Origin of the sequence: Leminorella grimontii ATCC 33999 = DSM 5078 (assembly GCF_000439085.1) — a bacterium.
Taxonomy (GTDB): domain Bacteria; phylum Pseudomonadota; class Gammaproteobacteria; order Enterobacterales; family Enterobacteriaceae; genus Leminorella; species Leminorella grimontii.
This window is the reverse complement of the sequence record NZ_AUUA01000014.1, coordinates 46,235-63,823: the sequence shown is the minus strand read 5'-3', so window position 1 is coordinate 63,823 and position 17,589 is coordinate 46,235. Positions and strand designations below refer to the sequence as shown.

Annotated in this window: 8 protein-coding genes; 3 read left to right on the top strand and 5 right to left on the bottom strand. The window is 56.0% G+C overall.

Going from position 1 to position 17,589, the window contains the following annotated elements; translation table 11 throughout:
- Nucleotides 1–264: 264 nt before the first annotated feature.
- A complete protein-coding gene (locus G544_RS0114650; RefSeq protein ID WP_027275299.1) occupies nt 265–780 on the top strand; it encodes a periplasmic heavy metal sensor in 516 nt (171 codons plus the stop codon).
- A gap of 73 nt (nt 781–853) precedes the next feature.
- On the opposite strand, the gene G544_RS20695 is transcribed toward G544_RS0114650, so the two are convergent.
- Complete coding sequence (locus G544_RS20695; RefSeq protein ID WP_051155776.1) at nt 854–5,176, bottom strand: 2-hydroxyacyl-CoA dehydratase; 4,323 nt, start codon at nt 5,174–5,176, stop codon at nt 854–856.
- 809 nt (nt 5,177–5,985) lie between these two features.
- On the opposite strand from G544_RS20695, the gene G544_RS21400 reads away from it, so the two are divergent.
- Together G544_RS21400 and G544_RS0114635 are read left to right on the top strand one after the other, a co-directional pair.
- Complete coding sequence (locus tag G544_RS21400; protein ID WP_051155775.1) at nt 5,986–6,783, top strand: peptidoglycan DD-metalloendopeptidase family protein; 798 nt, start codon at nt 5,986–5,988, stop codon at nt 6,781–6,783.
- 127 nt (nt 6,784–6,910) lie between these two features.
- Nucleotides 6,911–8,062 carry a YbfB/YjiJ family MFS transporter gene (locus G544_RS0114635; protein WP_027275297.1) on the top strand — a complete coding sequence of 384 codons (1,152 nt, stop codon included), beginning with the start codon at nt 6,911–6,913 and terminating at the stop codon, nt 8,060–8,062.
- Here the strand turns inward: G544_RS0114635 and pbpC are convergent.
- The 4 genes from pbpC to G544_RS0114615 form a co-directional block, all read right to left on the bottom strand.
- Nucleotides 8,043–10,469 carry a penicillin-binding protein 1C gene (gene pbpC / locus G544_RS0114630; protein WP_081650806.1) on the bottom strand — a complete coding sequence of 809 codons (2,427 nt, stop codon included), beginning with the start codon at nt 10,467–10,469 and terminating at the stop codon, nt 8,043–8,045. The genes G544_RS0114635 and pbpC overlap by 20 nt on opposite strands.
- Before the next feature lie 9 nt (nt 10,470–10,478).
- Nucleotides 10,479–16,514 carry an alpha-2-macroglobulin family protein gene (locus G544_RS0114625; RefSeq protein ID WP_027275295.1) on the bottom strand — a complete coding sequence of 2,012 codons (6,036 nt, stop codon included), beginning with the start codon at nt 16,512–16,514 and terminating at the stop codon, nt 10,479–10,481.
- A 177-nt stretch (nt 16,515–16,691) separates the two neighbouring features.
- The gene (locus tag G544_RS20685) at nt 16,692–17,156 is read right to left on the bottom strand and encodes a NifB/NifX family molybdenum-iron cluster-binding protein (RefSeq protein ID WP_051155774.1); all 465 of its coding nucleotides are present in this window, start codon (nt 17,154–17,156) and stop codon (nt 16,692–16,694) included.
- Nucleotides 17,153–17,458 carry a DUF134 domain-containing protein gene (locus tag G544_RS0114615; RefSeq protein WP_027275294.1) on the bottom strand — a complete coding sequence of 102 codons (306 nt, stop codon included), beginning with the start codon at nt 17,456–17,458 and terminating at the stop codon, nt 17,153–17,155. The genes G544_RS20685 and G544_RS0114615 overlap by 4 nt, the downstream gene beginning before the upstream one ends.
- Between the last annotated feature and the right edge of the window lie 131 nt (nt 17,459–17,589).

Sequence of the window (17,589 nt, the reverse complement as noted above, 5' to 3'; positions counted from 1 at the left end):
CTGTGGGTAATTATTACTCGCTTTCTGCGCGCCTTTTTGCTCTCTTGTAGAAAGCGCCTTCTTAATGCTTACCGGTACGGGGCATTATTACTGGCGGCTTTCAGGCATAACCTATTTATAAAACAGCATTTTTTCCTTCTTAACGCTCTCTTTACCATTCAATTTTCATGCCAGTAATCAGGTTGGCACGGTGGTTGCAATATTCCCATTGAGCATGCCGTAAGGCAATTATCTGATTGAGTAACCCAAAGAAGGAAGATGATTATGACTTTTAAGAAAACCGTTATTGCTGCCGTTCTCTCCTTAACCGCGCTAGCCAGCGTGAGCGCCATTGCCCAAAACGGCGGGCCAATCAACGCCGCTCCGGCCGCCAGCGGCCAACAGATGGGATACGGTGGATATCATCGCGGCTACATGGCCAATCTGACCCAGGAACAGCAGGCTAAGGTGCAAAAAGCGCATGACGACCTCCGTACGAAAACGGCCGATCTGCGTCAGAAACTGGTTTCTAAAAACTATGAATATCGCGCTTTGCTGACCAGCAACCCGGTTGATGATCAAAAGGTTCAGGCCGTCAGTAAAGAAATCATGCAGCTGCGTGACGACATCTATCAACAGCGCGTAGCGCTTGATACCCAGCTTGCCAAAGACGGCATTCCGATGATGGGAAATCATATGGGCGGCGGGCATAAAGGCATGAGAGGCGGCCATATGGGCGGCGGCCACATGGGAATGGGCGGAGGACAGATGGGCATGGGAGATATGCCCTGCGGCCGCTAGTTCTTAAGTAAGCCGTCTTGGTATAAGAATGGGAACCCCGACGAGAGTCGGGGTTTTTGCGTAATGCGAGTGCCTATCCCGTAGACGGCTTTGGTCGATAGGATTTGCCGAAGCCGATGCTTTTTGACTCAGATTCCTGATCCACTCTGATATCGATAGCGTTTTGCGCCACCGACATCATAAGCTTCAGCCGGTTTAGCTGATTGACTTCGCTGGCGCCGGGGTCGTAGTCGATAGCAAAAATGTTGGCAGCCGGATATCTCTGCTTGAGGCTTTTAATCACGCCCCGCCCGGTAATGTGGTTTGGCAGGCAGCCGAAGGGTTGGACGCAGACAACGTTGTTTACTCCCATCTCCAAAAGCTCCATCATCTCTGCCGTTAGCAGCCAGCCTTCACCGGCCTGGTTACCCAGTGACACGACGCTTTCAGCCATGGACGCCAGCTCGGCGATGACGGGCGGGGCGCAAAAGCGCTGGCTGCGTTTTAACGCTTTGTTTACCGACTTGCGCATCCACTCGATGGTGGACGTAGCCGCTTGATTGAGCGCCATGCTCAGGAAGTCCAGTCCGTACTGGCGTCGGTCATAGCGGGTGCCGTAGGTGCAGGAAAGGAAAAAGTCGAGCATGTCGGGAACGACCGCCTCGCCGCCTTCCGCTTCAATCTGCCCAACCAGATCGTTGTTAGCGCCGGGGTGATATTTCACCAGGATTTCGCCGACGATGCCGACTCTGGGCCTTCTCTCCGGGCGTAGAGGAAGCCTGTCAAACTCGGCGACGATTTGTGCCACGTCCTCTTTAAACCGTCCCATGCTGCCTTCGGCTTCAAGATTCTGCTTTACCCGCTGGTTCCAGTATTCGTAAAGGCTTTGGGCCGATCCTGGCTCCGCTTCGTAGGGGCGCGTTCGCAGCAGCGCCTTCATCAGCAGGTCGCCATAAATTATCGACATGACCGCCTTTTTCACCATGCGCAGGCTGTAGCGGAACCCTGGGTTTTCCTCCAGCCCCGAGGCGCTTAAGGAGATAACCGGCACCTGCGGGAAACCTGCGTCCTCCAGCGCTTTACGAATAAAAGCGATGTAGTTGGTCGCCCGGCAGGCGCCGCCGGTCTGGGTAATAATGGCGGCGCTGGTATTGGGGTCGTACTGTCCGCTGGTGAGTGCATCGACGATTTGCCCAGTGACCAGCACGCAGGGGTAGCAGGCGTCGTTGTTGACGTACTTTAATCCCTGTTCAATAGCCGACTTGGTGACGGTAGGCAGTACCTGCAGGCGATAGCCTTCAGAGCGGAAAACCGACTGAATCAGGTCAAAGTGAATGGGCGCCATCTGCGGCGCCAGAATGGTATGGGTGCCGCGCATCGCCTCGGTAAAGGGCGTTCTTTTCGATTCGTAAGGCGTATCCGAAATCGTAACGCCGCGATGTCGTCGGGCGGCCATGGCCGCCTTAAGGGAGCGAATGCGGATCCTGACCGCGCCCAGATTGGCGCCTTCGTCGATCTTGATCAGGGTATAAACCTTATTGGCGGCTCTTAGCACTTCCTCCACCTGATCGGCGGTCAGGGCGTCAAGGCCGCAGCCGAAGGAGGTGAGCTGTACCAGCTCCAACTGAGGGCTGGCCGCTACGTAGGCGCCGGCGGCGTACAGGCGAGAATGGTAGGCCCACTGGTCAACGACGCGCAGCGGGCGGCGAAGAAGCGACTCGCCCAGGTGCGCTACGCTGTCTTCCGTTAGCACAGCCATGCCTTCTTCGACGATGATGCGGTCAATGCCGTGATGGATGCCCGAGTCGACGTGATAGGGGCGACCGGCGAGCACGATGCCGGGCAGATCGTTTTCCACCAGCCAGTTAACGACCTCTTTGCCCTTGTTGCGGACGTCCTGCCGCATTGCTTGAAGCTCTTGCCAGGCTTCCTGTACTGCCTGCTTGATCTCTTTATGCTTTAGCCCGAGCGGCCTGAGCTCGTTAAACAGCGCTTTTTCCACCGAGTCGAGGTGGTTAAAGTTAATGAACGGGTTATGGAACGCGACCTCTCCCTGACTTATGGCGTCAATATTGGTGCGAATAACTTCCGAGTAAGTGCTGACTACCGGGCAGTTGAAGTGATTATCTCCACCCTGCGTTTCTTGCCACTCATAGGTAACGGACGGAAAAAAGATGCGGTCAACCTTACGTTCTATCAGGTGCTCAATGTGGCCGTGCACCAGCTTGGCCGGATAGCAGACTGATTCGGAAGGGATGGTTTCTATTCCCTTCAGATAAAGGCGTTCAGTCGACGGCGGAGACAGCACTACGCGAAAGCCCAACTGAGTGAAAAAAGTGTGCCAGAAGGGGTAGTTTTCGAACTGGTTAAGTACGCGCGGTATGCCCACCGTTCCCCGTACGGCCAGCTCTTTGGGCAACGCCTTGTAGTTGAACACCCTGTTTTCTTTGTACTCGTACAGGTTAGGCAGACGGCTTGGAGCCACTTCAACGCGGGCGCCTTTTTCACAGCGGTTGCCTGAGATAAACTCTCGCCCGTCTTCAAAGGCGTTAATCGTCAGCATGCACTGGTTGTTGCACTCGCGACAGCGGTCGCTGCTTTGTTCTACGCCAAAGGCTTCAAGTTCGCTTGGGTGCAGCAGTTGGCTGGGGCGTCCGTCGTTGGCCCCGTCTCGCGCGATAAGTGCCGCGCCGTAGGCCCCCATCAGCCCCGCGATGTCCACGCGGGTGACGCTTCTTTCAGTGAGATTTTCAAACGCGCGCAGCACCGCTTCGTTGTAGAAGGTGCCGCCCTGAACCATGATTTTTTGCGGCAGCATGTCGAGCTGCTTAAGCTTAATCACCTTATACAGCGCGTTTTTGATGACAGAGTACGAAAGACCGGCGGAAATATCGGCAACCGTCGCGCCTTCCTTTTGCGCCTGTTTGACCTTTGAATTCATAAATACGGTGCAGCGGGTGCCCAGATCGACCGGCCGCTCCGCCAGCAGCGCCTGCTGAGAAAATTCGGTGACGGGGATATTCAGCGAGCGGGCAAACATCTCGATAAACGAGCCGCAGCCGGCGGAACAGGCCTCATTAAGCAAAATGCTGTTGATGACGCCGTCGCGAATATACAGGCACTTCATGTCCTGGCCGCCGATGTCCAGAATAAACTCTACGCCGGGCAGGAGCTGCTCCGCTGCGCGGTAGTGGGCGACGGTTTCCACCTCGCCCGCGTCGGCGCGAAAGGCGGCTTTTATCAACTGCTCGCCGTAGCCGGTCGTCGCCGCCTTGGCGATGGTGACTTCGGCAGGCAGCTGGCGATAGATATCGCACAGCACTTCGCGTACGACGTTGAGCGGGTTGCCCTTGTTGCTGCCGTAGAAGTCATACAGCAGTTCGCACCTCTCCCCGATCAAAACGACTTTTGTGGTGGTGGATCCTGAATCGATGCCCAGATAGGCCCGCCCCCGATAGTCTTCCAGCGCAATGCGCGTCACGTTGGCCTTGGCGTGGCGCTCGCGAAAGGCGTCAACGTCGGCCTGCGTCTGAAACAGCGGCGGCAGAAGGTCGACTTCTTTAACGGTGCTTTCCTTGGCGTCGCGCAGCGCGCCGATGAGCTGGCTCAGTGAAACAGCTTCTCCCTGCTTATCCGCCAGCAGCGCGGCGCCGATGGCGACGAACAGCTGAGGGTTTTCTGGAAAGATGACCTTATCCTTTTTCAGCTTCAGCGTTTTGATAAACAGCTTTCGCAGGTTATCAAGGAAGTACAGCGGCCCGCCCAGGAAGGCCACGTTGCCCCTGATGGGCTTGCCGCAGGCCAGGCCGCTGATAGTCTGGTTGACGATGGCCTGAAGGATTGACGCCGCGATGTCCGACTTGGCCGCGCCCTGGTTGATAAGCGGCTGAACGTCGGTTTTAGCGAACACGCCGCAGCGTGAAGCGATGGGGTAGAGGGTTTGATAGTCGTTTGCCAGCTGGTTTAATCCGGCGGCGTCGGTCTCCAGCAGGGACGCCATCTGGTCAATAAACGCCCCCGTGCCTCCGGCGCAGCTGTTGTTCATGCGCTGGTCGACGCCGTGGCGGTCGAAGTAGGTGAGCTTGGCGTCTTCCCCGCCCAGTTCGATAGCGACGTCGGTTTGAGGGATAAACGTGGTGATGGTCTTTGAACTGGCAATAACTTCCTGCTCAAACGGGATGGAAAGCAGCTCCGACAGCGCCAGACCGCCGGAGCCGGTAATTACAGGGACAACGGTCAGCGTCGGAAATGCGTTCTGCACCTGCTCGAACAGGGATAAAAGCGTCTGACGGATGTCGGAATAGTGGCGCTGATAGGCGTGGTGAACTAGTTGCCGCTGTTTGTCCAGCAGCACCAGTTTGACGGTTGTCGAACCTACGTCGATTCCTGCAAGATGGTAATTGGGCACAGACGCCATGTTTACATCAACCCCTTTTAAAAACGTTCCGTATCTCTATGCGCTTTCTCCTTCTGGTTGCCGCCTTGGCGGCGCCGGAACGGGGGCGTATAGACAGGGTGTGGGTTCCGAACCTGTCGGAATGCCCAAATGTTACGTTAAGCTGCGAAAACGCCTTTCGGTGTGGGCTCTTGTTTTCGGTCCCTGCGCCATTTTGGCGTATATTCTGGGTAACTTACGCATTTTTATGTAATTAATCGATAAGCTACCATTAATTGTCGGGGCTTTCTATAGATAAATTAGTGGTGATATCGACACTTTAAAGAATTTTATTCGAAAATGAGGAGGGGTCTCAAAAGGTTGGCGGCTTTCCCATTGCCAATGATTCTTTGGCCGCCTTGGCAAAGAGTGTGGAAGAGCGATGAGCATAAAAGGAACGTGCGCGCTTTCTTTCCGTTCTTAAGATGATGTTTACGCGAATGCTTCAAATCGTCGTTTCCAAATAGTTACTCTTATCACTGTTCTTATGAAAAAAGCTGAAACTCTTTATAAATACTTCAGTTTTGGCTAGAAAAACAAAGAGGGAAGTGACAGTTTATTGCTTTTCCCGCAATAAAACTTTCCTTGATTGGCTGACATTATTTATTTGATATTAAAATAAATAATGAAGTATCAGCGAGCGGGGTTGGCGCGATTTTATGGGTAATCTCTCGAAATTTACAAATATATACCCAAACGAAGGAATTATTAGGGCATAATGCGGTCTAGATTTTAACCTTACCTGATTAAATGGCTTCCAGAATGTCGAATAATAATGAGGGCCAGGCATCATGATGAGCATGCTGAGCCCAATAACCAAACGACTGAGTAATCCGCTGATAAAACTCATTTGTTTTTCTGTACTGCTGACCTCCGGCGCAGCTTATGCCTCTCAACAGAGTCCGACCAAAAGCAAGAAGACGCAGGCGTCGTCAAGCGCCAGTGCCAGCATAAGCAATGCATCTCTGCTCCGCTATCCAACGGCAGAACCTTTTCAGGTCACGTCTCAGTTTAATCCTTCGCGCGTCAACCCGGTCACGCGTAAGCGTATGCCCCATAAAGGAATTGATTTTTCAATGCCCATTGGCTCTACCGTGATATCAACGGGAGCAGGTGAAGTGGTTATTGCCAAATTCAGTCGTTCCGCCGGGAACTACATTGTCATTCGTCATGCGAACGGCTACAGCACTCAATATATGCATTTGAGCAAACTGCTGGTGACGCAGGGGCAAAAAGTTAAGCAGGGGCAGAAAATCGGCCTGTCCGGCAATACCGGTCGCAGCACGGCCGCCCATCTCCACTACGAACTGTGGGCGAACAACAGTCCTATCGATCCGCTGTCCAGCCAGTTTAGCGGCGTGGCGATTGTAAACAATTTCAATCTTAATCATCCGGACATCTCAACGCCGGTAACCGCCAGCGTGGCGCCAAAGGCGTCGAAGGTTAAAAGCCCGTTTAGTGCATCGAAAGGGCAGGCCGTGCGTGATATTCAATCCGTTAGCCTGCAGGATGCCAATTACGAAACTCGGATCCTCGGCGACGGTAAAATTCTTTACACTAAGAGAGTCGCTTCAAACGAAGCGAACTGATTTCGTTTTCTGATAATCAAAAATAGAAGGCCGACGCTTTACCGCGTCGGCTTTTTTTATTTATCTCCCTTCTCTTTTCAATCGCCTAATTTAGCTATAGTTATTTAATAACCAAGCGGGAGGGGCGATGGCCTGGAGAATTGCGTTCAGCGGATTTATTGCGTTAGTCATCGTAATGGGGATAGGACGTTTCGCCTTTACGCCCCAGGTACCTTTAATGCTGGGGGAAGGCCAGTTCTCTCTGACCGGAGCCGGGCTGGTGGCCGCCAGCAACTATCTGGGCTATCTGTGCGGATCTTATGATGCGATGCGCGCATCCAAACGAATAGAGATGCGCCTGTGGGGAGGCGTGTGGGGCGCGGTAGCGCTGACGCTTCTGTCCGGTCTGGTTGATGGCGCCTATTGGCACGGCGCAATCCGCTTTGTTATCGGCTGGGCCAGCGGATGGGGGTTGGTGATGGTCGCCGCCTGGAGCAGCGAACGGCTGCTGGCTCTGGGGCGACCCGGGCTTTCCGCCGCCGTGTTCGCCGGGCCGGGTGCGGGTATTTTTCTCAGCGGCCTGCTGGCCGTTGGCTTTCACTCGTGGGGATGGAATGCAGGTTCCGCCTGGTTGGGCTACGGTGTGGTGGCGCTGGCCCTTGCCTGCGCCGTAAGCGCCAACTTTCCCCGCAGCGGCGACATGCACCGTGCGCAGAGTGCAGTTTTGCCGCCCGCAGCCGTAGGTGGTCGCATCCGGCGGCTGGTGTGGAGCTACAGCCTGGCGGGATTTGGCTATATTCTTCCCGCCACCTTTCTTTCCCAAATGGCGAGTGTTCGCTTTCCTGATTCTCTGCCGGCACAGTTTATGTGGCCGCTGTTCGGCGGCGCTTCCGTGGTGGGGATCGCCATCGTTATCGTCACTCGGCACTATCTGACGACGCCAACGCCCATCAGGTTGGCGGTAGCGCTTTGGCTACAGGCCGCGGGCGTCCTGTGCGCAGAGCTGCTGCCCGGCATTGCGGGGCTTGCCGTTGGCGCTACTCTGGTTGGCGGCGGGTTCCTGTGCGTCGTGCAGCTGTCGCTTTTGTACGGACGGGAGCTGGCACCGGATTCGGCGCGCTATATGGCGGGGCTATTGACTACTGGCTACGCCGTCGGACAGCTCGTTGGGCCCGTGCTGTCGGCGCTGTCGACGGCGCTGACCGGTAGCCTGACGCCCGCGCTCTACGTCGCCGCCGTCGCGCTATTTGCCGCCGGGGTGTTGGTGTGGCCGACGAAGACTAGCCTGAGGGAACGTTAGTAATGTCGACGTTAACCGTTCTTGTATCGGCTCGACCGCGATCGTCTATTGCGCGGATGCGATAGCGCCCGCTGGACTCCGGCGCCCACTCGATTGTCCGCTGGCTGGCAGTATTGCCGAGATAGGCGTCGTCGACAAACCAATAGATCACGCTGCCGTCGTTGTCCGTAATGGCGCTAAAAACGATGGGCGTCTTTTTCAAAGCCGTTCGTCGCAGCGTGTAGGTAGTGTTGCGCAGCGGCGACGTAATGCGGGGCGGCGCTCCGGCCGTTACGCTGGCGCCGTCCTTACAGTGGGCGGTTGAAGGGGGCGTTTTTTTCGGAAGCCCCGCCTGGGCGAATACTTTAGCCAGATCGGACGGCCAGTACTCAAACACCTCCACGTTGACTCGGGACGGATCGTAAGGCGGGCAGGCGACTTCACCGCTTTCCTTATCGATGGCTACCGGGCGATAAACGGTGTCGACCTGAATCGGCGACTTGCCGGGAATAAACCAGGTTTTTCCCCTCCGTTGGCACCAAGGAGTCGGCAGGCTGCCGCTGGAAAGGCAAACCTCAACCTGCTTTAGGTTTTCCGGACGTCGATGGGGCGGCTCTTTCAGTTCTGGATAGTCGGCAATGACGTTATCAATAATGTTGAAAAACAACGGTGCGGCGGCGTCTGCACCGATGAACGCGCTGTTGCCTTTACCGTCGAAGTTGCCCTGCCAGACGACCAGCACGTAGGGGCCGAATATGCCGCTGCTCCAGGCGTCGCGAAATCCCCAAGAGGTGCCGGTTTTCCAGTAAACCGGCAGCGACATCGGCCTTTGGGCCAGCGTATCTCCCGGGCGTCGGTGCTGGCTGAGCATGTCGAGCGTAATAAAGCAGGCCTCTTCGCTCAGCAGCCGAATCGGCGACGCGCGCGGCGTCATCGGCGACGCGCGCGGCGTCGACTCTTCCAGCCTCAGCGGGCTGAACGTTCCTCGATTGGCCAACACCGCATAAAGCTTTGCCAACTCTTGGGCGGTGACTTCTCCCCCGCCCAATACCAGCGACAGCCCGTAGTGTCTTTCGCTTGCCATGTTGGCGACGCCGGCCATTTGCAAAAACTGATAAAGGTTAGGCTGCTTAAGCCGGGCTGCGACGGCAACGGCGGGCACATTGCGGCTGTAGTTGAGCGCATCGGTCGCGGAAAGGGGGCCCAAAAAGCGGCGGTCAAAGTTCTCCGGCGCGTAGGCGCCGAAGGTTGAAGGCACGTCTTTGAGAATGGTCATTGGGTGAAGAACGCCCTGTTCTAATCCCAGCGCATAGATAAAGGGCTTTAGCGTCGAACCTGGAGAACGTTTGGCGTCGGTGCCGTTGACCTGTCCCTGAATTTGGCGATTGTAATAGTCGCCGGACCCTACCATCGCCCGCACTCCCATATCGCGAGCGTCGACTAACAGCACGGCGGCGTTGTGAATGCCTCTGCTTTGATTGCGTTCGATAAACGCACTGACCTGCTTTTCCACCAGCTGCTGAAGTCGGGCGTCCAGCGTGGTGGTGACGGTTTGCTCCTGCTCGACGCTGCGCCGTCTTTGCCTTTGAATTTGTTCGACCAGATGCGGGGCGATATAGGGCATTTTTTCCGGTTGGCGCAGGGCCAGCGGCAGATGGAAAAGCGCTGAAAGATCGGCATCTTCAGGATGTTCCGCCAGCCAGCTTTGGTAGAGGCGGTTTCGGGCGTCAGTCAACGCGGTCCCGACGACGCCGGTATTCGCATCGACCCGATAGCTGGGCGACTGCGGCAGCACCGCCAGCGTCAGGGCCTCCGGCAGCGTGAGGTTTTTGGGCGCTTTGTTGAAATAAATCAGGCTGGCCGCGCCGATGCTCTCAACGTTTCTGCCGTAGGGCGCATAGTTGAGGTAGGCCTCAAGGATGTCTCGCTTGGAATAGCTTAGCTCCAGCTGAACGGCCCGCAGGATCTGAACGGCTTTTCCGTCGAGCGTGCGGGTGTTTAGCCGCCAGTGCATGCGCGCAAGCTGCATGGTCAGCGTTGAGCCGCCCTGCAGGCGCCCGCCGCTGACGTAGCTGACCCAAAACCCGCGCAGCAGGCTGTAGGGGTTGAAGCCCGGATGACAATAAAACCAGCGGTCCTCATAGCGCATGATGCCTTCAACCGCCAGCGGGGATATCTCTTCCAGCGGCGTCCATAGCCGGTAGCGGTCATCATTGGAAAGCGTCAGCCGCAGCAGCGTTCCCTGGCGATCGTAATAGGCTGTTGACAGGGGAAGCCCTTCCGACAAAGGAGGGTGAGGCCACAGCCGAAAGCCGATACAAAACAGCGCTAGCAGAAAGGCTGCCATCAACAGGTTTTGAAGCAGTTGTTTAAATCCGGCCCTGGAGATGCGGCCGGATAGGTTTACTGAAGCGCTGCGCTGCGACATGGGTAACCGCTACCTGATCGCAACAGGTTCTGTGACCGTCAGAGTGCCGGTCCCTACCGCCAGCGCTTGAATTTCGCGATCGTACATGGCTTCGCCGAAGGCGGGCGGCACGGTGAAGATGCCGGAGTTAGTCGCTTTGATTTGATAAACGAACTCCTGCACGCGTTCGGTGGCGCTGCCATAAATAATAACCCGGTCTTCGCGAATGTCGCTGTAGCTCGGCTGCCAGGTTGACCCTGAGGCGGCCAGCGGCGACTGCCAGGAGGCTTCCGTTCCGTCATCGCTGGAAGCGCCTGCGTTTTCCTCCGACTGCTGGACGACCTCAAAGCCGCCCGGAAGCAGGTCGACTATCGCCAGGTTGTCCAGACCTTCTTTGGCGTTAGCGCGGATTTTCAGGCGTACGTAGATTTTATCTCCCAGCGCTACGCTGTTGACGATTTCTCCCTTTTCGTTGACGTAGTCGCGGGTGATTTCAAGGCCGCGGGCGATGGGCTGGGTCGGAAGGCTGCGGTCATAGCCAGCCTGCGTGACGACGTACCATGCGGGATTGCTGCTCTGATTGCTAAACAGCACTTCAGAAATGCCTGCATCAAAGTTTGCTATTGCCGTCGCGCCGCCGAGGGTGGAGACAGTCTCAGGCTGTCCATCTCCTCGTTTAACGCTCACCGCTAATCCTTTACCTTCAGCCGCCGAAGTTTTCGCCTGAGCGGTATAGTACTCCAGCGCCATAATGGTCATCGCTGAGGAATAGGTGGTATAGCGTTCCTCTTTCAGGCGCAGCACCATGTTTTCCAACAGCTGGGGTGGAATGCTGGCCGCCTTTTCAGGGAAGTGGCGGACGATAAGGTAAAGCCGCGTGCTGTCCTGCACCAGCGGGTCAAGGTAGTCTCTTGTCCACCAGGCTTTGTCGTAGCCTTTGCTGAGTTCGTCCCAGGTCGGCTGTAGCAGCGCATCGGCCTGTTTATCCATCTTCAGCATTTTGTAAGACGCGGCCAGATACAGCGCGCCGAGATCTTTCTGCCAAACGTCCGGGTAGCTTTTTTGCAGACGGGTTTGGACGGCGGCCAGCTGGCCGGTGGTAACTTCACCCTGACGCGTCAGCAAATAGACGGCAAAGGCGCGCAGGCGAAGGTCGTCCAGCGTATGCATCGCATCGTTAGCCGCCAGCTGCTTCAGGTAGCCGTTGGCCGATTTTTGCAGTGCGTCGCTCACCGGATAGTCGGCCTGCTGCGCTTCCAGCAGGAATTGGACGACGTAGGGGGTGACAAACGGATCTGCGTTCGGCGAGGAGCGCCATGCGCCGATGGCCCCCCGGCCGTTTTGACGAGCAAGCAGCGTCGCCATGGTCTTCTTAAGCTGACTGCGAATCTCTTCCTGTGAGCGGCCGTTTTTCACTTCAGGATGGCGCTGTTGGAACAGCAGCGGAACCGCCTGACTGACGATTTGCTCTGAGCAGGCGTTGGGGTAGTCCGCCAAATACTGCGCCAGACCGTTGGTTAACACCAGCGGCGACCAGGAAACTCTGGCGTCGCGCTTGGCGAAGGCGTCATACATTTGGCGAATGTCGCGTACGCTCTGCTGGCTTCCGTCCATACGGCCCATGACCGACTGCGTACGATAGGGAGCCGCAGGTCTGAGAGACAGGCTAACGGTACGCGAAGCCGACTTATCGCCGGACCGGGCCGTGAATTTGATAGACGCGTTGCCTAAGTGCTCTTTTGCCTTCAAGCGGAAGGTAACGACGCCTTCGCGTTTTTCCGCCAGAGACAGGCTATAGCTGGCGTTGCCGACCACTTCAAGCTGAGGTGGCGGCGCAATAGCCACTTCCAACGCCGTTTTTTCTCCGTTAAGCCCGGTCAGGTTGTTGGCGACGCCGAGCGTCACGTCGAACTGGTCGCCCGGAGATACGGTGGTCGGTACGTTGGGGCTTAAAACAAAGTCGTCGCGAACGGTGGTATAGCGCTGCGCGTGGCCGATGCGGTCGGGTGTAACGGCGACCGCCATGATCCGCAGCTTGCCGTTAAAGTAGTCGGGCACGTGGTATTTGAGTTCGGCTTCGCCGTTAACGTCGACAATGCCGGACCAGTAGGTGACCGGCGCATCTTTTTTCCGCTTAAACGGGTTCAGGTGAAGATCGATGCTTTCTCCCGCGTCGCCGCCCGGCGCGGACGTCAGAGACATCATCTTGCTGAACTCGGGCAGGATCAGATCGAGTATCTGGTCGCTCTCAACTTCAAGCGCCCGCTTGCGGAAGAAGTAGTCCAGCGGATCCTTCAGGCGATAGCGCGCGACCTGAAGTATCCCTTCGTCTACGGCAAAGACGGCGACCCGCTGTGCGGAGTCGGTTTTCACTTTAATGGACAGCGTATCTCCGGGCTTGATGACCTCCGGCGACTCAAGCTCTATCTTGGCCTGGCGCGCTTCATGGCTGATTTTAAACGGCTCGACGCCGTAGCTGAGCGGGCTCATAAAGACTTCGTCAGAGTTCGGATCGCGAATGAACTGAACGTTGATATAGCCGTTGCCTTCCATGTCTGGTGGGATGCGAATGGTTTGTACCGAACTGGTGGTGGACGCGTGGAACCACTGCCAGTGATAGACCTTGTCTCGTTCGATAGTGATGATGCCGCTGCCGCTGTATGGCGCGTTAATCGCGACTTCAATATTTTCACCTGGCCGATAGGCGTCTTTATTTAGCGTGAGCGTCAGCTCAGCGTTGCGTTCGAGGGAACGAGACACGTTGGCATTGCCCGCGACGGTGTAGGCGACGCGGTTAAGCACCTTGTCGTCGGCGCTTTTTATGACCAGCACGAAATTGCCCGGTTTTTCCGTATTCAGCGTAAAGTCCGTTCCTTCTTCACCGATAGCCAAAGCCGTTTCGGCAACGGGCGTTTCTTTCAGCTTGGACTGATACTTATAGACGCCGGAGTTCTGGCGGGTCAGCACGGACAGGTACTTTTGTTCCAACAGTTCAGCTTTCAGCCCCTGTAGCGCTCTCTGCTTTAATGACGGATCGACGGCGATCAGGTTTAACCTGCGTTCAGAACGGTGGCTGATGTAGTCCAACGAGCCGTCGGCCTTGACGCCAACCAGATAGTCGTAGGGTGAAACCATGACGCGCGCCGCGGCAGTGACGGAGCGTCCGCTGCCCGCTTCAAAAGCTTCGGAAATCAGCTGGAGCTGATAGGTTGCATCGCCGTAAGCGTCGAGCCCCAGAGCAATGCTGGCCTTGCCGTCTGCGTCGGTAGTGCGCTCTTCCAGTTCGGTGTCAAAGCTGTCGCTGCTGCGGCGGTTTTCATAGAACTGATAGTTTGAGAAACGGCTGAAGCTTGGATAAACCGGACGTAGCGTCAGCTTGGACGTGACTCGCCTGTCCTGCGCAGGCGTACCGAACAGATTCTGTACGTCGATTTCCGCCTTCAGCTCGGACGGCTTCACCCATCCCTGCTGGCGGTCTGGCGTCAGGGTGAGGGCGACTTTGAGCTTGTCCGGCTCAAACTCTTTGACCTTCACCGTCGTGCTGCCGAGCAGGCGAGCGTCTTTGTTGTCTTTCCCCACCAGATACAGGTAAATGGTCCAGTCTCCGGTAGGGGAGTTTTCTGACGTGGTGTAGCTAAGTTCGTTAAAGCCTGCGGCGTCCAGCGTTAGCGGGAAGGTTGCCATCATCGCGTCGCGGGGATCGCGAACTTCCGCACGCAGGGGGATGCCGGCCACGGACGTTTTCCAGTCGGCCGTGCGCGTGATGAGGCCGATGTTGAACGTCTCTCCGGGGCGGTACACGCCCCGATCGGAGAACAGGTAACTGCTCAACGTGCGCGGATCCTGAGGCGTGCTTTCACCATAGATATCGAAACGAGAAAGCTCAAGCTGGCGGTCGTAGTAGGCGTTGGTCGGCAGGAAGGAGACGTCGCCCTCCTTTTCCACCAGGAACATGACCGCCGTCTGCTCAAAGCGGAAGTCGCTTAATGAAGGAAACGCGGCGTGGCCGTCTTCTCCGGTCGTTTTGCTTAAAAGCATCGTGCCGTTTTTAGCGACGACGGACACCGTTGCGCCGCTTACCGGGGCGCCGCTGTGTATCGACTGTACAAAAACGTCGCGAGAGCCGTCGATGGAGGTTTTCGCCATAATGCCCAGATCGGTGACGATGACGAAACGAGAGTCGGTCGCATTTTCTTGCTCTTCTTCATCGTATTCTTCCTCCTCGTACTCTCTCACGGCATCGGGATCGTTGCCGTCATACTCCGCTTCTGCGTTATTTTTTGTACCTTTTTTGGGATCCCAAGGCTTCAGGCTGAGAAGGAATATGCCGCGTTTAGACTTCGGGTCATTGGTCAGGTAGCGGCCAAGATCGATACCCTGGTACTGAATGTCTCCCGGATTATCGTTACTGAGCGCGGTTTCATAGCTGAAATGTTCGGTGAAATATTCATCGTTCAGGCGGTTAAATCCAACCGAGGTAAAGGTTCTGTTCTTGAATGAAACGATGTGCTGCAGCTGGCTTGGAATGACTCGCTTGATGTCCAGCTTCAGGCCCGGCAGGTTGCGGGCCGCGACGGTGATGCGCTTTTCCCCCTTCATGGAAAGCAGCGCGCCTTCCGATACGAAGCGAAGAGTTTGAGGATAGTCCGGCACGCGGACTACCTTGTAGTCGTCATCTTTTAACCGATAGCCGCCGGCGGAAGTCAGGCCGCTGGATACCTTCACCAGAAGATATCGGTTGGCGGGCGCGCCGTAGGCGAAGCTGAAGTTGACCTGATTTTCCTGCTCGTTGTCGCTCATTTTTATGGGCAAGGCGTCGGACTGAGACAGTACGGCTTCATCAATTTCATCAAGCCTCCAGGCGTGTATAGCCTCTTCGTCGACGGGCTCTTTTTCATCCGGCATGCGCTTTGGCAGCAGCCAGGCTTTCACGCCCGCAGCCATCGCTTTTTCATTCACGACGTCGCTTAAGGAGACGATCAGCGCCCGCGCGTCTTTGCCGTTTTCTGTCTCAATCAGTTGGCTGTCGATCTGAAGCACGTTCAGGCTGTAAAGGCTGGGAACGTCTACGCTGTAGGTTCTTGTTTGCGTGGCGGCGTTTGCCGCAACTGTAGCAGCGATGCCTCGATCGATGGTCAAAGCGGCCTGCATGCGGTTATCCGACGGGGAAATCTGCTCTGAATGGATCCAGGCCTGTAGCTTTTTGTCGTCATAAACGACGGTATATTTTAGCGGACTTTTATCGTTATAAACGACGTTATATTTCGTTGGGCTGAGGTGCACCATTTTTGGATTGGACAGCAGGTGCAGAGCAAGACGCTTTTCAAAACTTTGTACGTCGATGGGGGCGTTAAAAGTTACCGATATGATGGCGTTCTTTTTCTGTGGATCTCGCGGATCCTGATAGAACTCGGTTTGATGCAGGCGGTAGTCAAAGGGCTCTGTGATGAACGTATACTCGCGCTGGGTGAGCTCAATCTGTGGGGCGACCAGCCGTTTGTCTTCAAGCGTAAGGCGGTATTCCTGCCCCATGGGGAGCGCTTTGCTTGCGGTGAACGTCAGCGTATGGTCATCTTGCCATTTCCACTCGCCTTCGGCCGTGGGCGTAAGCGTAAGGCCTTCGGTAACGGTTTTTCCTATGCGCTCAATGGGGGCGGCGGAACGCGAAAATCGCAGGACTATCCGCTGAGGTTCCGCTTTGTCGGCGCGATAGTTAACCGCGCTTGGCGGCTGTAGGCGAACGTTGGTCTGTTGAACAACCAGCGGCGCCGGGTCGATAGGGACCGGGCGATTGAGGTGCCAATGATAGCCGTAATAGCCGCCCGCGCCCGCAGCGGCCAGAAGAACTAACGCCGTCGCCGTAGCTTTGGGGTAGCGGTTAACGCCGCTTTCAGCCCACAGCAGCGAGTAGCCAATGAAGCGCAACCAGCCGGGAGTGCGCCACTGTACGCGCCCTATAAGCGGGGTAAGCAGCAGGCCCAGAATGCGGAAACAAGCGGATAAGGTCCAACCTATAGCGCGCAGAAGCGTAAAGGGAGAGCGAAGTAAAAAGCGCAGTACGTCCATAGAGCAATAATCCTTTAAATGCCGCAGGCCGAGAACGAAAGGCATGATTTGGGTCAGCGTAGTTTGCCAAGCCAATATGAAGCGCGTGTGAAGTTATGGAGAACTGGCCATACCCGTCCGCGAACTTATCGTAATTATCCGGGAAGTTGGTGCGGACGGGAAGCTTTGTATATCTGTTTAATGAGATTCACAGCAGCGCTTACCGTCGCTGCGATGGCAATGGCCGTGGTCATGCTCGCCGTCTTCGTGGCTGCACCCGCAGCCGCCGCCTGCGGCCTGTTTGGCTTCATAGTTGGGAGAGCGTTCTCCCTGTTGGGCGTCCGTCAACGGTGTTAATCCTTCAAGGCTGGTGGAGCACAGCGCCTGAACGTCAATATTTCCACTGCGGGTTTTAAAGACCGACAGGTCTTGAGAAAGCAGCTTTCCAAGCATGCGTTCGCCGATATGGCGGACGATGACCCGCCGTGTGTTTTGACGTCGCAGCATGTTTAGCAGCGCTTTTTTTTCTGCACAGCCGCCTTCGCGGGCAGGATTAATGTGGTGGCATACGACGCGGCCTTCCGCGTTGATAAAAATGAAGTTTTCCGCTTTGGTAAAGTGGCCGGCAATATGCTCTTTCATTACGGGAATTGCAGTGATCATTCACGATCCTCCTGTTTTTCTTCAGCGTTATAATTCATTATCAGCGCCTTCCCCTGAGAGAGGCACTCGATCACCTTGAAGCGGGCCGTTTTCAGGATGTTAGCCAGCGTCTGACGAGATACGCCCATTTCCACGGCGGCCTCCTGCTGCTGCATGCCGAGATAGTCCACCAGCCTCAGGGCCTCGAATTCATCTTCTGCGAGCGGTACTTCATCCAGCAGCCGCATAGGAATTCCGTTGGGTTTAAAGCAGGTATTGGCCGGCTGACCGCAGACTTTTCTCGGGATTTTAGGGCGTGGCATAGCGTCTCCTTATTGGCATATGCTATATAACATACGCCCTGTTTATGGCATATGCCAGTAAAATGTTCCCATTTTTCATTCTTCAAACGCTGCCAAACTGCGTTAAACTAAAGTTCGTATTCTTTCCGAGG

What these genes read in the sequence shown, in the direction of transcription:
- G544_RS21400 (WP_051155775.1), top strand. Translation starts at nt 5,986, where the DNA reads ATGATGAGCATGCTGAGCCCAATAACCAAACGACTGAGTAATCCGCTG.
- G544_RS0114650 (WP_027275299.1), top strand. Translation starts at nt 265, where the DNA reads ATGACTTTTAAGAAAACCGTTATTGCTGCCGTTCTCTCCTTAACCGCG.
- G544_RS20695 (WP_051155776.1), bottom strand. Translation starts at nt 5,176, where the DNA reads ATGGCGTCTGTGCCCAATTACCATCTTGCAGGAATCGACGTAGGTTCG.
- G544_RS0114615 (WP_027275294.1), bottom strand. Translation starts at nt 17,458, where the DNA reads ATGCCACGCCCTAAAATCCCGAGAAAAGTCTGCGGTCAGCCGGCCAAT.
- G544_RS0114635 (WP_027275297.1), top strand. Translation starts at nt 6,911, where the DNA reads ATGGCCTGGAGAATTGCGTTCAGCGGATTTATTGCGTTAGTCATCGTA.
- G544_RS20685 (WP_051155774.1), bottom strand. Translation starts at nt 17,156, where the DNA reads ATGATCACTGCAATTCCCGTAATGAAAGAGCATATTGCCGGCCACTTT.
- pbpC (WP_081650806.1), bottom strand. Translation starts at nt 10,469, where the DNA reads ATGTCGCAGCGCAGCGCTTCAGTAAACCTATCCGGCCGCATCTCCAGG.
- G544_RS0114625 (WP_027275295.1), bottom strand. Translation starts at nt 16,514, where the DNA reads ATGGACGTACTGCGCTTTTTACTTCGCTCTCCCTTTACGCTTCTGCGC.